This window comes from Nitrospira sp. Ecomares 2.1, from assembly GCF_965152585.1.
The window spans coordinates 798044-812952 of sequence record NZ_OZ224219.1 but is presented as its reverse complement, the minus strand read 5'-3'; the positions used below and the strand labels follow the sequence as shown (position 1 = coordinate 812952).

The 14909-nt window shown below is 49.0% G+C and carries 14 protein-coding genes; 4 read left to right on the top strand and 10 right to left on the bottom strand.

Annotated features, from left to right (window positions below; genetic code table 11):
- Positions 1-214: 214 nt before the first annotated feature.
- Positions 215-1615: a pyruvate kinase gene (pyk, locus tag ACWHYD_RS03820; protein ID WP_447964594.1), complete on the top strand. Its 1401-nt coding sequence runs from the start codon at positions 215-217 to the stop codon at positions 1613-1615.
- Between the two features lie 435 nt (positions 1616-2050).
- Here the strand turns inward: pyk and coaBC are convergent, their stop codons facing one another.
- The 8 genes from coaBC to ACWHYD_RS03780 all read right to left on the bottom strand — a co-directional run bounded on the left by coaBC (position 2051) and on the right by ACWHYD_RS03780 (position 11295).
- Positions 2051-3292, bottom strand: a complete 1242-nt coding sequence (coaBC, locus tag ACWHYD_RS03815; protein WP_447964593.1) for a bifunctional phosphopantothenoylcysteine decarboxylase/phosphopantothenate--cysteine ligase CoaBC — start codon at positions 3290-3292, stop codon at positions 2051-2053.
- 27 nt (positions 3293-3319) lie between these two features.
- On the bottom strand, positions 3320-3691 hold the full coding sequence (gene rpoZ, locus ACWHYD_RS03810) for a DNA-directed RNA polymerase subunit omega (protein WP_447964592.1): 372 nt from the start codon (positions 3689-3691) through the stop codon (positions 3320-3322).
- Positions 3692-3770: 79 nt separating this feature from the next.
- Positions 3771-4355, bottom strand: a complete 585-nt coding sequence (gmk, locus tag ACWHYD_RS03805; protein ID WP_447964591.1) for a guanylate kinase — start codon at positions 4353-4355, stop codon at positions 3771-3773.
- Positions 4356-4409: 54 nt separating this feature from the next.
- A complete protein-coding gene (locus ACWHYD_RS03800) occupies positions 4410-5288 on the bottom strand; it encodes a YicC/YloC family endoribonuclease (RefSeq protein WP_447964590.1) in 879 nt (292 codons plus the stop codon).
- Complete coding sequence (gene nth / locus ACWHYD_RS03795; RefSeq protein ID WP_447964589.1) at positions 5285-5968, bottom strand: endonuclease III; 684 nt, start codon at positions 5966-5968, stop codon at positions 5285-5287. Before nth ends, ACWHYD_RS03800 begins: the two co-directional genes overlap by 4 nt.
- Before the next feature lie 14 nt (positions 5969-5982).
- Positions 5983-7632 (bottom strand): GTPase HflX, encoded by a 1650-nt coding sequence (gene hflX, locus ACWHYD_RS03790; RefSeq protein WP_447964588.1) that lies wholly within the window; start codon positions 7630-7632, stop codon positions 5983-5985.
- Between the two features lie 84 nt (positions 7633-7716).
- Entirely contained in the window at positions 7717-8757 is a 1041-nt protein-coding gene (gene tsaD, locus ACWHYD_RS03785) for a tRNA (adenosine(37)-N6)-threonylcarbamoyltransferase complex transferase subunit TsaD (protein WP_447964587.1), read from the bottom strand.
- A 108-nt stretch (positions 8758-8865) separates the two neighbouring features.
- Entirely contained in the window at positions 8866-11295 is a 2430-nt protein-coding gene (locus ACWHYD_RS03780) for an ATP-dependent Clp protease ATP-binding subunit (RefSeq protein WP_447964586.1), read from the bottom strand.
- A 314-nt stretch (positions 11296-11609) separates the two neighbouring features.
- Between ACWHYD_RS03780 and ACWHYD_RS03775 the strand changes: the two genes are divergently transcribed.
- The gene (locus ACWHYD_RS03775) at positions 11610-12464 is read left to right on the top strand and encodes an NAD(+)/NADH kinase (RefSeq protein ID WP_447964585.1); all 855 of its coding nucleotides are present in this window, start codon (positions 11610-11612) and stop codon (positions 12462-12464) included.
- 102 nt (positions 12465-12566) lie between these two features.
- Here ACWHYD_RS03775 and ACWHYD_RS03770 read toward each other — a convergent pair whose 3' ends face one another.
- The gene (locus ACWHYD_RS03770) at positions 12567-12929 is read right to left on the bottom strand and encodes a hypothetical protein (RefSeq protein WP_447964584.1); all 363 of its coding nucleotides are present in this window, start codon (positions 12927-12929) and stop codon (positions 12567-12569) included.
- 137 nt (positions 12930-13066) lie between these two features.
- Here ACWHYD_RS03770 and arsC point away from each other — a divergent pair, with 137 nt between their 5' ends.
- Entirely contained in the window at positions 13067-13417 is a 351-nt protein-coding gene (gene arsC, locus ACWHYD_RS03765; RefSeq protein ID WP_447964583.1) for an arsenate reductase (glutaredoxin), read from the top strand.
- Positions 13418-13452: 35 nt separating this feature from the next.
- Here arsC and ACWHYD_RS03760 read toward each other — a convergent pair whose 3' ends face one another.
- A complete protein-coding gene (locus ACWHYD_RS03760; protein WP_447964582.1) occupies positions 13453-14073 on the bottom strand; it encodes a J domain-containing protein in 621 nt (206 codons plus the stop codon).
- A 267-nt stretch (positions 14074-14340) separates the two neighbouring features.
- Here ACWHYD_RS03760 and ACWHYD_RS03755 point away from each other — a divergent pair, with 267 nt between their 5' ends.
- Positions 14341-14847: a c-type cytochrome gene (locus ACWHYD_RS03755; RefSeq protein ID WP_447964581.1), complete on the top strand. Its 507-nt coding sequence runs from the start codon at positions 14341-14343 to the stop codon at positions 14845-14847.
- The last annotated feature ends 62 nt before the right edge of the window (positions 14848-14909 follow it).

Sequence of the window (14909 nt, the reverse complement as noted above, 5' to 3'; positions counted from 1 at the left end):
AGAGTTTAACGCTGTAGTGGGCTACACTTCATAAGTACCCACAGGGAGGTGGGATATCTTCCACGCCAAGCAGCACTCCAGCGACACGAATACCGACAATCCGATGAACCTCAACCGGAAACTGGGGCACCCAATCCCTTTTTGACACCCGTGTTTAGGATGATGAGATCGTTTCCACCATTCACGATCATGAAAAACTGATAGGGACCCATTCATGCAAAAGACAAAAATCATCTGCACGATCGGACCAGTCACCGAATCTTATGAAATGTTGCGCAAAATGTATGATGCCGGCATGAACATCGTGCGGTTGAACATGTCCCATGGAACCCACGAATCCCATGCCAAAGTGATCAAACATATTAAGACGCTCAATACCAAGGTCCCATTTCCTATTCCGATTCTTTTAGATACCCAAGGCCCTGAAATCCGGACAGGGGATTTATCGATTGACCTCAATCTTCAGGAAGGCACGATCGTTTCTATTTCTGCGCGTGGTCCGATGGATGTGGAAGAAAGCTCTATTCACATCAACTACGCCGATTTAATGGAATCTGTGAATGTCGGCGATAAGATTACCGTGGATAACGGGTTGATTAATTTTGAGGTTCTGGAAAAACAGGATCGTCTCATGCAGTGCCGGGTCCTTGATGGGGGGGTATTGAAAAGTAAACGCCATGTCAATTTACCTGGAATCCGCGTCAATCTCCCTGCCATTACCCAAAAGGACGAAAAAGACATTGCCTTTGGTTTAGCCGCCGATGTGGATTTCATTGCTCTTTCCTTTGTTCGAGAAGCAAAAGATATCCGACAATTACGACAGCTTATGGGCCACAAAGTGGGGAGAGTGAAAATTATTGCCAAGATTGAAGATCAGGAAGGCGTCCGGAATCTGGAAGAGATTATTCAGGAATCGGATGGCATTATGGTGGCTCGCGGAGATTTGGGAGCAGAAATCAACCTGGAGGATTTGCCGAATGTGCAGCGCAGAATCGTGCGGCTCTGTGCGGAATCCGGCAAACGCGTGATCGTGGCCACCCATCTCCTGGAATCGATGATCCATAATCCCATCCCCACGCGCGCTGAAGTCACTGACGTGGCCAATGCCATCTATGAGGAAGTCGATGGGGTAATGTTATCCGGGGAAACCACGGTCGGAAAATATCCGCTGAAATGCATCGAGTATCTGCGAAAAATCTCCATTAAAACCGAAGCCATTCCAGGATTGCAGTTTGCGAAACAGTTAAAGCTGACGACAGACAAACAGCAATTGGCCACTGCCGCCGTCCAGCTCGCGGAAGGATTGCACGCGAAAGGGATTGTCGTGATCACCCGTCGAGGCATCATGGCGGACTTGGTCTCAAATTGTCGGCCATTTTCCACAAACATTTATGCTTTCACGAACGGGAGTCAATCCCGTCGAACGATGACGCTGAATCGAGGCGTCTATCCTTTTCGGATCGACTTTAGTTCAGACCCGGAGAAAACACTCCAAACCGCATTTCGAATTTTAAAAGCCCGGGAACATTTCCAAACTGGAGATAAGGTCGTGATTATCTCAGACGTGTTGGCTCAAGAGCGGGTCGATGGAATTCAAATCCGAGCCATTCCCTAAGATTCCCTGGACAGACCATTTGGTCCACACGCCTCCGAACCCTGGACAGCAATCGGTCTTGTGGCCCCATTCCCTGACACGTCCCTGTTCTGAAGGCTTCAAAGAAGAACCAAGTCCTTCTATTGAACGGGGATGGGGGAGAGCAGTTAGATTCTTCGGATAGCCAGAAGAACCATGGAAATGAGCCAGGCAAAAAAGACAATATTAATGAAAAATCCTTCCATACTATTCTTATCGGCCTATGAGTTCCTAAAGTTAAGTTTTTTCTTGTTCTTTGAGATTCTTGCTTCATTTTTCACTCGTTATCGATATCCTGCCGCACAATCCATGACGACCCTTGGCCATTCACCACACAACCAATGCCCCCGGCTTTGGCGATTTCGTTCATTCAGAATGGAAAAGGATGGGAAGACACCCCCATCAGGTGAGCACAAATTACGGCGTCGGTGAAGACAGGGTCTTCTGCTGCCTGGAAGGCTGAACTGGAAGGGACACAATACGCTCTAAGAGCATATCGGCAAGCTGTCGTTTCGGCATGCGTGGGATGTGATGCGGGGCAGCACCCGGCGTAAGAACATACACCTCATTGGTATCATTTCCAAAGGCAGACTGCTCTCCGCCGATGTGATTCACAATCAGCATATCCAGATGTTTGCTGGCGAGCTTGGCCTGTCCATGCTCAATAAGATGGTCAGTTTCAGCCGCAAAGCCAATCAGGCGTTGGTGTGTCCGCTGGGCGGAGAGTGCCATTAATATATCCGGCGTCCGTTCCAAATCCAACCCTTCGCCATGCCATTGGTCTTTTTTGATTTTCTGCGCATGCGCCTGTTTGGGGCGAAAATCTCCTACCGCAGCCGTCATGCAGAGCGTGGTCGCCCATTCAAATCGTGCCGTGAGCGCCTGCAACATGTCTTCTGCGGTGACCACCGGGATCACCGTCACATTCTTCGGAGCTTTTAACTGCGTGGGACCCGTGACCAAGACGACCTCGGCCCCGCGTGCGGCGGCGGCCTCGGCCAAGGCAAATCCCATTTTACCTGAGGACCCGTTACTGATAAATCGCACAGGATCAATGGGTTCCTGCGTGGGACCCGCCGATATCAGGACACGCTCCTCTTGCCAATCTGTTCGGCGATGCAGGAGGTCAACCACCGTCGACATGATGACTTCCTCGGCAGCCAAACGCCCCTGTCCCCATTCTCCGGAGGCCAACGCCCCAACTTCCGGCTCGACCAGGACCACCCCTCGATGGCGCAGGGTCTGTGCATGGGCTTGGACCGCCGGATGGGCCCACATTTCACCATCCATCGCCGGACAGATCATCACCGGACATTGAACGGTGAGCGAAATGGTTCCGAGTAAATTGTCGGCTAACCCGAGGGCCATTTTGGCTAACGTGTTCGCGGTGCAGGGAGCCACGACCAACAAATCGGCATGTTCCGTTAAGGACAAGTGCTTCATGTCCTGATGGCCGGCAAAGACATCACTCGCCACCGGATTTCCTGACAACACTTCAAACGTCAGGGGGGCGATGAACCGGGTCGCTGAATCCGTCATGACCACATGAACTCCGGCACCGGCTTGCGTCAACAACCGTACAAGCCCCACTGCCTTATAGGCAGCAATACTTCCCGTGACTCCAAGGACAATCCGCTTCCCTATTAATCCGGGGCTCATCTTGATGGAATCTCCCGCCAAGTCAATTCAGCTCTGTTCTTCAGGTTCAACCACGGTGCCAAGATGTTGAGCCGTGTCATCGATATACACACTTAATTCTTTTTTGATTTCTTGGGCATTTTCATCCGGCTGTGCATAGAGAGCCGGATCAATGGGACGTTCATTTGCTCGTTTGGCATTTTTAATGGCTTCTTTGGCTTCCTGGCCTATTAAATACGGGACCTGTTTGTTCAGTACTTCTTCCAAAGCCCTCGAAGTGTCTTTTGAAAATTTGCTGGCTCCGTAGGGCTCTCCACCCCGAACCAATTGCTTGGCCCGCTGGGCAGCAATCAATACGATCCGATACCGTGAATCAAATTCTTTTTGGTGATGTTCGGGTAATAACGATAATGCATCCATTGGATATCCTCTTTCCTTTCTGTGAAAAACACCTGATCAGATGAATAGTCTACACAAATCAATCCCATCAATGCAGCATTTATCGGAACACATGTGTGGCATCGACATGGGTGGTTCGAACGCGTTCAGCCATAATGACGGCTTGAAGTTCCTCGATGGCCTGCTCCAGAGTTTCATTGCGAATTGTATATTGGTATTCCGAGTAACTCCGCATCTCCTCTTGGGATTTCTGAAACCGACGCTCCTGCTCGTCCGATGTATCCGTCGCCCGTTCAACCAGACGGGTTCGAAGGACCTCCAAAGAAGGAGGCAGAATGAATACGGTTACAGCTTTTTGAAGATTTTCCATGACCTGCCGCGCGCCCTGCACATCGATGTCCAACAAGATATCCGTGTTCGAACCGGACTCCTGCTCCAACTCCTTCCATGGTGTTCCGTATAATCGTCCATAGACTTCCGCATATTCAGCAAACGCGTGCTCGGAAATTTTTGCGTGAAACTCAGTTTCCGAAATAAACCTGTACTCCTTGCCATCCGTTTCGCCGGACCGTGGCTTCCGCGTGGTATACGACACCGAAAGGCGAATGTCGGGAATGGTCTTCAATATATGCCGGCAAAGCGTCGACTTCCCTACCCCGGAAGGACCTGATACGACAAATAACAATTTCTTCCCCTTTATTGACAACGTTTCTCCCACGTTATGACATGGCTGGACCGATTATTCAATATTTTGAACCTGTTCCCGAATTTTTTCTAATTCACTCTTCAAATCCACAACTTGTCCGGAAATTTCGGAATCGCTGGCCTTTGATCCTATGGTATTCACTTCCCTCCCCATTTCCTGGAGGAGAAAATCAAGCCGTTTTCCAACGGCACCCTTGGATTTGAGTGTGGAGCGAAATTGTGCCACATGACTCTCCAACCGTGTTAATTCTTCCGTCACGTCTGACCGTTCCGCCAACATGGCTATTTCTTGAGCAATTCGATCGTCATTCACCCGTTCGCCTTCTAGTAACTTGGCGACTCTGGCTTTCAGACGATCAGCGGCCACCTGCAGGGCAGAAGGAATGCGTTGCTGAACTACATGAAGCCGTTCCTCGACTATCTGGACTCGCTGTAAGAGATCTTTTTGTAAGGCAGTGCCTTCTTTCTTGCGCATTTTTTCCAAATCGGTCAAGGCACGCTGGACTAGTCCTTCAACAACCTTCGGCACATCCTTGATCACCGTGGGCTCCTCACTGGTGGAAAAAAGGTCCCGAAACCCTGCCACCACATTTACATCCACCGTTCCACCCAGCTTGAATTCCCGTTGTAGTTCGCGCAACCCTTGAACATACCGCCTCGCCATGGAGCGATCCAGTTGAACAGTTTTATTGGCTCCAGACCCTCCCCCATTCATGGTCACGGTCAATTCAATTCGACCCCGCTCACACGAACGTTTGACTTGCTCCTTGAGTTCCAACTCCATATGAGAAAGAGACTTAGGCAGACGCACCATCATCTCGCAAAACCGATGATTGACGGATCGAACTTCAACCCCAACCATGGTTCCCTGACAGAGGGATTCTCGTTTTCCAAAACCGGTCATACTTTTCATAATAGCTTTTGTTTTCCTTCCCATCCACAGTCTGAAGCGATCACACAATGAGCACACTTGGGCGTTCTGGCCAGACACACATACCGCCCGTGAAGCAGGAGGCGCTGGGCTCCAACCGTCCATTGCGCTTTTGGCAAAAGCCGTTGAAGATCCTCTTCAATTTTTGTCGGATCCTGGCTTTTCGTCAAGCCGAGCCGATTGGCTACCCGTTTCACATGGGTATCTACCACAATGGCAGGCTCTCCCACCGAACTCCCTAAAATAACATTGGCCGTTTTTCGCCCAACGCCAGGCAGGGTAGTCAAGTCCTCCATCGTCCCTGGCACCATTCCGTGAAAACGTTGCACCAGTGCCTGGCCACACCCAATAAGATGACGCCCCTTATTTTTATAAAACCCCGTTGTCCGAATGAGAGCTTCTAATTCCGCTGGATCCGCATTGGCATAATCCTGTGCCGTGCGATAGCGGGCAAAGAGGTTCGGCGTGACCTGGTTGACTCTCTGGTCTGTACATTGCGCCGAAAGAATCGTGGCCACTAACAGCTCAAGCCGGTTGGATGAATCTAACTCTACCCTGACGTCGGGAACGGATTTAGCCAATGCCGCAAGAATCCGGCCTACCCGCTTTTTCGCCTCCACCGGCGATTCAATCGGATGTCGTGCTGTTCTGAGCCGGCTCATCGAAGCAAGACCCCTCATGGAAAGGTCTCGGCCGTAGCCGGAAGAGGATAGAGAGGCATTTCATGAGAATTTCCCTTCCTGCCACCTTCCGCCTGAAGGCCACGAAGAAGAGTCGTGAGTTCCTGCTGAATCATGAGCAATGACGCGTCTTGTAACGCCGATCCCCCCATTCCGCCATATCGCTGACAAAGGAGTTGGACGTCTTCTTCGACCATCAGATCCGCCTTATTAAAAAAACGCAGGCTGGGAATGTTTTCAAGGCCCAATTCCTTCAACACATTGTCAACTGCGATGATATGCTGCCCAGGATCCGGCACATGGGCATCTATCACGTGGAGTAACACATCGGCTTCCTGCAATTCCAGCAAGGTGGTCTGAAATGCCGCCATAAGGTCTTTTGGCAAATCTCGGATGAATCCTACGGTATCCGTCAGAATGACGTCGCCTAATCCAGGTAGATACCATCGCCGATTGACCGTATCAAGGGTTTCAAAGACGCGATCTTTTACAGAGACTTGGCTTTTCGTCAACGCATTTAATAGAGTCGACTTCCCCACATTGGTATAGCCAATGATGGAAATGATGGGAAGCCCTCGCTTCATACGCATTTTCCGTTGTTCCTGACGACCATGCGCCATAGACTCCAAATCCCGCTCCAAGCGCTGAATTCGCTCACGGGCTCGACGGCGATCCGTCTCCAGCTTGGTTTCTCCAGGTCCTCGGGTCCCAATTCCTCCCGCTAACCGGGAAAGAGCCGTACTGGATTGGGCAAGTCGTGGGAGCAGATACCGCAATTGTGCCAGCTCAACTTGAATTTTCCCAATGGAGGAATGCGCCCGTTGTGCGAAAATATCGAGAATGACTTGTGATCGGTCCAAGACCCGCAGATCCGTGATTTCCGAAATACCCCGAACCTGGGCTGGAGTCAAATCCTGATCAAATATCAAGGTATCGGCACCGGATTGCAGCGCACGAATCGCCAATTCTTTCATCTTCCCCGAACCAACCACAAACTTTGGATGAATCGCTCCCAACCGTTGAGTGATACACCCTAAGACCTCAACGTCCTGGGCACGCACCAATTCTTGTAATTCCTGGAGGCGCCCTTCTTCAGAAGCGGCATTCCCTGTGCTGACACTGACCAGGAGGGCTCTCCCCTCCCGAACACCTTCTCGTAAGCCCGGGTTCGACCGAACAATTTCTTGCTCCAATGATTGAATAAATTGCTGGCAATCCAATTGAAACGAGTGAAAGGCACAAGGCGGTAATTCCAACGTAGTTCGCCCCTGGATGGGATTCGAAAGAATGTGCGCCACATAGGCATCACGAAGGCTGCCATCTTTTCCCACACCAAGAGCCATGATTAAATCCAGCCGAAGAAGAGCGAGGTCGGTCAGATCATCCTGGGTCAGCGGTTGATTATTGAGGTGTGTATGGACTAACCGAACCCCTCGTAATAATCGAAGGCCCGAACGGCTCCTCGAAAGGTGAGGGATGACCAATTCGTGGTGGTCACCGATTAAGACCGATTCAACTTGGCCTTGTCGATTGACCAAAAGCCCGATTTGCCGTCTCGTCTCATAGGTCAGTTCAGCACATTCCCGAGCCACCTCTGGAGTTACGACTTTTTCTGGAGGGATTCGTCGACGGTAAAGACGCTCCATTCGGCTAATATGATTAGCCTTTAACCCATGTAGATTACCTAGGACAACAGGAATAACTCTTCTCCTTTTGCCGTATCATCGGAGTCATTGAGACAGGACTCCAGCCATTGCGGATTCATCATATTTACATTGCAACGTAGAAATCGCATCCACATCCCATGCTGCCCTCTCCTTGCGCTTGAGTTTTTCAAGCCCCGCAGCCGCAATCATGGCACCATTGTCCGTGCAGAGCGCACGGTGAGGTAGAGTTACATGCAGCCCTAATGTGCGAGCACGCTCTTCAAGCCTCAGACGAAGGCAGGAGTTTGCCGCTACTCCTCCCACAACTGAGACCCCTTTCACATCATATTGACGAGCGGCGCGGCAAAGTTTTTCCACCAATACATCCACAATCGCTTCCTGGTAACTGGCCGCTATATCCGCTACGGGCAAGGGAGAGCTCCCCTTTTGTTGTTCATCCCGCACAAAATATCGAAGCGCGGTTTTCAGCCCACTGAAACTAAAATTGAAATTTTGGCTTCGGAGTGTTGGGCGAGGGAAGGATACATATTGAGCATTCCCCTGTTTGGCAAGCCGGTCAATTGCCGGACCACCAGGATAAGGAAGCCCAAGCATTTTGGCGCCTTTATCGAACGCCTCACCCGCAGCATCATCCATCGTCCATCCAATGAACTGATATTCTCCACGATGAGGCACCAATGCCAAATGGGTGTGCCCACCAGACGCAATCAAAACCATGGTTGGGGTGGGCAGATTCGGATCGGACAACCATGCCGACGCCAAATGCCCCTCCAAATGATTAACCGTCACCCAGGGTATATTGGTGGCATAGGCCAGAGCTTTGGCAAAATTTACTCCAACAAGTAAGGCCCCTACCAATCCAGGACGATTGGTGACCGCTATTCCCGTTAATTGGGAAAGAGAAACCTTGGCCAGATCCAATGCTTCCCTTGTCAAAAGTTCCAGGCATTCCATATGACGACGCGAAGCCAATTCCGGGACCACTCCCCCGTAACGGGCATGCACCTCAACCTGCGAATCCAATATATTTGAGAGGATGTGACCATCCCCATCCAACACGGCCACAGCCGTCTCATCACACGATGTTTCAATTCCTAAAATCACGGATAGAGTCCTTTTCAGCACCAAGATTCATTGGGTAAAAAACAACAAAACCCTCAGGACTGATGGTCCTGAGGGTTTCATCTAGGATTTGACCATCCCTATTTCCAATCAAACACTCGCTAACACCTCTTCTTCAATGAAATTTGGAGTTTGGTCGGTCAGGACAACCTTAATCTTTTTGGCATCTTTAAACCGCCCCTTAATCAGTTCTTCAGATAGAGGATCTCCCAGGCGGCGTTGAATAGTTCGGCGTAGAGGACGTGCACCATATTGTTGTTCAAAGCCTTCCTCAATCAACCACTGCTTCACCTCGTCGGTGACATCTAAATATACTCCTCTTTCCACAAGACGGGCATTGAGTTCCCCAATGAGAATGTCAACGATACTCACCAAATGTTCCTTCGTGAGTTGGTGGAAGACCACTAATTCATCAATACGATTTAAGAATTCAGGACTGAAATGACGCTTCAACTCCGCCAGGACTTCACCTCGCATACGTGAAGTATGCTCTTCTTCAACATCACGCTGGAACCCGAGCGATACACCTTTTTGAATGAATCGGGTACCCAAGTTTGACGTCATCACCAGAATGGTATTCTTGAAGTCCACCTTTCGGCCTAAACTGTCCGTCAATACCCCATCATCAAGGACCTGCAGCAACACATTAAATATATCCGGATGGGCTTTTTCAATTTCATCAAATAACACAACTGAATAGGGTCGACGTCTTACTTTCTCCGTTAATTGTCCACCTTCCTCATAGCCTACATACCCCGGAGGGGCGCCAAACAGGCGTGAACTGGTAAATTTCTCCTGGTATTCCGACATGTCTACCCGAATTAACGCATCATCAGTATTGAACAAGAATTCTGCTAATGCGCGAGCCAACTCCGTCTTCCCTACACCGGTCGGTCCAAGGAAAATAAACGACCCAATGGGTTTTTTGGCATCTTTTAATCCAGCTCGCGATCGACGAATAGACCGACAAACCGCAGAAATAGCCTCTTCCTGCCCTATGATACGCTTGTGAAGATAATCTTCCATATGCAGCAGCTTTTCAGTTTCTTCTTCTTCAAGTTTAAAGAGAGGAATCCCCGTCATTTTCGAAATGACGTAGGCTACGTCCTCACCGGAAATAACCGGTTTATTCTTTTCTTGTTTTTTCTTCCAGTCACGCTTTGAATCATCTAACAATTTTCTGAACCGCTCTTCCTCTTCGCGAAATTTTACGGCTTCTTCAAAATTCTGAAGCCCGATTGCCACTTCCTTTTCACGAGCGACCCTTTTGAGTTCCTGTTCAAGGGATTTCAACTCAGGAGGAAGGGCATACGTTAGCAATTTTGCTCGCGAACCGGTCTCATCAATAAGATCAATGGCTTTGTCCGGCAAAAACCGGTCGGTGATATACCGTTCACTCAATTTCACAGCCTCTTCAACCGCCTCATCCGTAATTTCAACACCATGGTGTTCCTCGTATCGATCACGTAGCCCTTGAATGATCTGCACGGTTTCTTCTACGGAAGGGGGCTGAACATAAATAGGCTGAAACCGCCGCTTGAGTGCCCCATCTTTTTCAATATGCTTTCTATATTCATCCAGGGTCGTGGCGCCAATACATTGAATTTCACCACGAGATAAAGCCGGCTTTAACATGTTTGCGGCGTCAATTGACCCTTCAGCAGCGCCTGCACCGACTAAGGTGTGAAGTTCATCAATAAAGAGAATGATATTCCCCGCTTGGGAAATTTCTTTCATCACCACCTTAAGACGCTCTTCAAATTGCCCTCGATATTTGGTCCCTGCTACTAAGGAACCTAGATCCAAAGCAATAACCCTTCGATTCAATAAATTGTCCGGAACATCCAGACCAATGATTCGCTGGGCCAGCCCTTCCACAATAGCTGTTTTCCCCACTCCGGATTCACCAATTAACGCCGGGTTATTTTTCGTTCGCCTGCTGAGAATTTGAAGAACCCTTTGAATTTCATCTGAACGTCCGATAACAGGGTCTAGCGTTCCTTCCTGAGCCAACTGCGTCAAGTCCCTACCAAATTCATCTAATGCAGGTGTGCTACTCTTTTTATCTCGCTCCCTGGTTCCTGATTTCCTAAGGAACGTGACGGTTAATTGGCGAGCCGTTAAAAGATTGGCTCCTAAACTACGAAGCACCTTCCCCCCTATTCCTTCTTCCTCACGAAGAAGGCCAAGGAGCAGATGTTCACTGCCTATATGGTTGTGGCCAAGAAGCCTGGCTTCCTCAACACCATATTCAATCACTTTTTTCACTCTGGGGCTAAATGGGATTTCGCCGAATGTCACGGTTGTTCCACCCCCTGGCAGATTCCGTTCGATTTCAAGACGGATTTGTTCCGGCGAGAGACCCATCTTTTTGATGATCATCAAGGCTATGCCGTCCGACTCTCGAAGAATGGCGAGCACCAAATGCTCGGTCCCCAGATAATCGTTTTGGTGCCGTTCCGCTTCTTCTCTGGCAAGGATTATAATTTTTCTACCACGATCCGTGAATCGTTCGAACATTGGACCTCCTCTAGCCGATTATTCGCGAAACTTTTCGCTCACACATTCGTCTAATATCCACACATAAATTCGATAAAAATTCACAATTTCAGTCTATCCGTGATCCCTCAAAACTGTCAAGTCAGAAGCCGGATTGAGAGGACCCAGCAACGGTAATGATGATTTACTCTACCAATCAAAATACGCTAAGAAAAGCCTCCTGCCACACACGGATATTATTGCCTATACCATTTCCAAAAAATCCGCGCTTGCTATCAGTTCAATGAAGACACTACCATCCTGACGCCTGGCAACACCATTTCTTATCGAAGCTCATGTCTACCTTCCAGACTATCGGAATCATCACCAAGCCTAACGCCCCTAACATTCTGCAGGAAATCTCCCATCTCCGTGATTGGTTGGTTTCACATCACAAAACTGTCATTCTTGATTCCACTCAAGGGTTCCCTACTTCTGATAATCCCACCCGTATTCAGATTGCCAAGGAAGCCGACCTTCTCATTGTATTGGGTGGCGATGGCACAATGTTAAGCGGAGCACGGCTCGTTGAACAACGAGGAATTCCCATACTGGGAGTCAATATGGGAGGTCTGGGTTTCCTCACTGAAATCAACTTTGATGATCTCCCCACAGCCTTAGAAAAAGTGTTCGCAGGAGAATGTCAACTGGATAAACGCTTGATGCTAAAAGTCCAGCTACAACGGGGTGACCAAATCCTCTACACCTATTCAGCCTTAAACGACGTGGTAATAAGTAAAGGACATTTAGCGAGAATGATCTCCACCAAAATATGGGTGAATCATGCATTTATGACAAACTTGCGTGGGGATGGACTGATCGTCGCTACCCCGACGGGATCGACAGCTTATTCCCTTTCGGCAAAGGGTCCGATTTTAGATCCACAGCTGGAAGTATTACTAATAAACCCAATTTGCCCGCATACCTTTTCCCACCGCCCCTTCCTCGCCCCTGGCGATGTGCCAATCACCATTGAACTGACAAGTCAGGAACCAGCCATGGCCACCATTGATGGCCAAGTGGGAATGGAAATCCTGACGGGTGATCTTGTGCAGGTTCGAGCATCAGACCACCGTACACACCTCATTCGTTTTCCAGAGCGAAGCTACTTTGAAGTGTTACGCACAAAATTAAAGTGGGGGGATGGGTAAATCCTGCCTTCAAGATTCCCCTAAAACCGACACAACCACATTCATGTCTATCCCATTTGCCAGCCTGGCAACCTGCCGGAAAGTCCCTGTTTCAAAAGGGACTTATGGGGCGCACTCAGGACATTCTTTCCGCTCAACCGGAGCATGAAACTCCGATGAAGTGAGAGGAAAAACTTGATCGCACGTTTCGCAATAGCGAATTTCAAAAAAAGGTACGCCGTCCTCGTTGATCTCACAAGGTAATAATAAATCTATGGGATCAAATCCTAGCGTTTTTTCATCGGGGAACTTTACCACGGCAAGGCGAACGTTAAAAAATTCAAATACCCCTTCCTTGCCTTTATACCGATCTTCATGACCCATCACATACACGGGCTGGCCTTTACGTTTAAGCCGAAGATCCTTTAAGGTTCGCTCCGTCTCAGATGCACAAAAAAAATCTTGAGCTGGGTTTAGGTCGCTCATACTGGCAAAATCCCTCGGTCGTTTAAATTCATCAGACTGTTCCTTCCGCCTACAGCTGGACCAGCTTGTAGCATGGCCTCAAAAGGAGGTCAAGGCGGTGAAAGAATTGACACACCATTTACAAAGGAGGCGTATCCATGGCTGACATCCTCATTTATCACAAACCCACTTGCTCCACTTGCCGACAGGTTATCAAATTAGTGGAGGAAAGCGGACAACCCTTTACGACCATTAACTACTACGAAAAAACATTTTCCAAATCCACACTCAAAGGGCTACTCAAAAAGGCGGGGATCAAATCGTCAGAAATTATTCGAAAAAAGGAAGCGATTTACAAAAATCTGAACTTACAAGACTCACAATTCACTGATGATGAATTATTAGACATTCTTATCAAACACCCGGATCTCATCCAGCGTCCTCTGGTTCAAAAAGGGGACCAGGCAATCCTCGCCCGCCCTCCGGAAACAGTCAGCAAAATTCTTTAACGAAATCCTCGCGGGGGAAAAAGCCTGGCCAACAGTCAGAATGGCCGCTGGACAGAATCTGATGCCGTACCGCCGAAATAGTCGGTTTTGAGGAATTGGTAGGCTTCGATAATTCGCCGCAGTTCCGGCTCGGAACTGCGGTCGCCTTGTCGGATATCAGGATGTATCTTCTTCGCCCGCTCACGAAAGGCTCGAGTTACCACTGGCAAAGGACTTCCAAACTCAACCCCTAGCACTTCATAGGCGTGGACGGACGAACGAATTTCTCCACGAACAGAAGTGGGCTCTCCCTCCCCTCCTCCACCTCCGGCAGCCTTAAAGAAATTAAAGAGATTGATCTTGTGCCGTCGACGGCGGGGACGCTGCCTTATTTCGCTCTCAAACTCTTCAAAACGGTCTTCAATAAATTCTAACCGGGATTCCAAGCGCTGGGCGGTAGTCAGTTCGGTAATATCCTCCAACTCCCCCTCAACCAGCCCCAACATCCGATCAACCTCCATCAACCCCTGCTCAACATGCAGATAGGCCTCAGTTCGCTCTTGAAACATTGTTTCAATAGCAAAGTCCAAGCTTTGCTCAGATTGGTCGCGTAGCTTCGAAATCCGCCGACTCATGCCAGCCACAAATTTCCGTCGATTGTGCTCGTTTAATGCCATAATGCCAAAGCTCAAGGAAAATTTTTGGCCAATTGTAACACAACTGTCCACTAAGCAAGAGAACTGTTATTACTCGAAAAGAGAGAATGCCGACTTAATTAAAACAAGTGATTAAAGGCGGGGTTTGCCCCTCACCTTGATGATTGGTATCCTATTTACCCTTGAGCGCATAACCTTAGAAGATCATACATGGTGAAGAACGCAAGTGATTTCCACAATATTAAATTTCTTTCTGCCTATCCAAAATTTGCATTGAAGGAGATTTGCATGAATCACTACCGGCTTATTTTGGGAAGTAGCTTTATCCTCGCCACCATGCTTGCGCCACCTGCCTGGTCTGCCAACCCTGCTGGGTATGGTACCGCAGGCGGTGAATTCAACATCAAAATCTCCCGGGTCCCTTCGAATGAGATCGCCAAAGCCAAATCGGCGAAACCTCCCATTGAGCCCACTCCGGAAATCCTGGCGGAAGGAAAAGAAATCTTTCTGGGACGTGGGGGTTGTATTAGTTGTCATGGGGCGGAAGGAATGGGGGATGGGCCGGCGGCAAAAAACCTTCCCATTCAACCGAGAAATTTCACCAACCCTAAGTTTAACACCTATCGAACACCTGGTGAAATGATGTGGGTCCTCAAAAACGGAAGCATGGGACAGACCGGCCGGGTCCCCGGAACCGGGATGCTTCCTGTTGTTCAACCCAAAGGATTCATTTCGGAAAAGGATGGCTGGAAGGTTTTGCTGTATGAACGAAGCCTCGGAAACCAACAAAAATAGTATTTCTCCTAAATTATGTATTGCTAGATAGTACTACGTCTCCAATTTTTATTATCCTGATC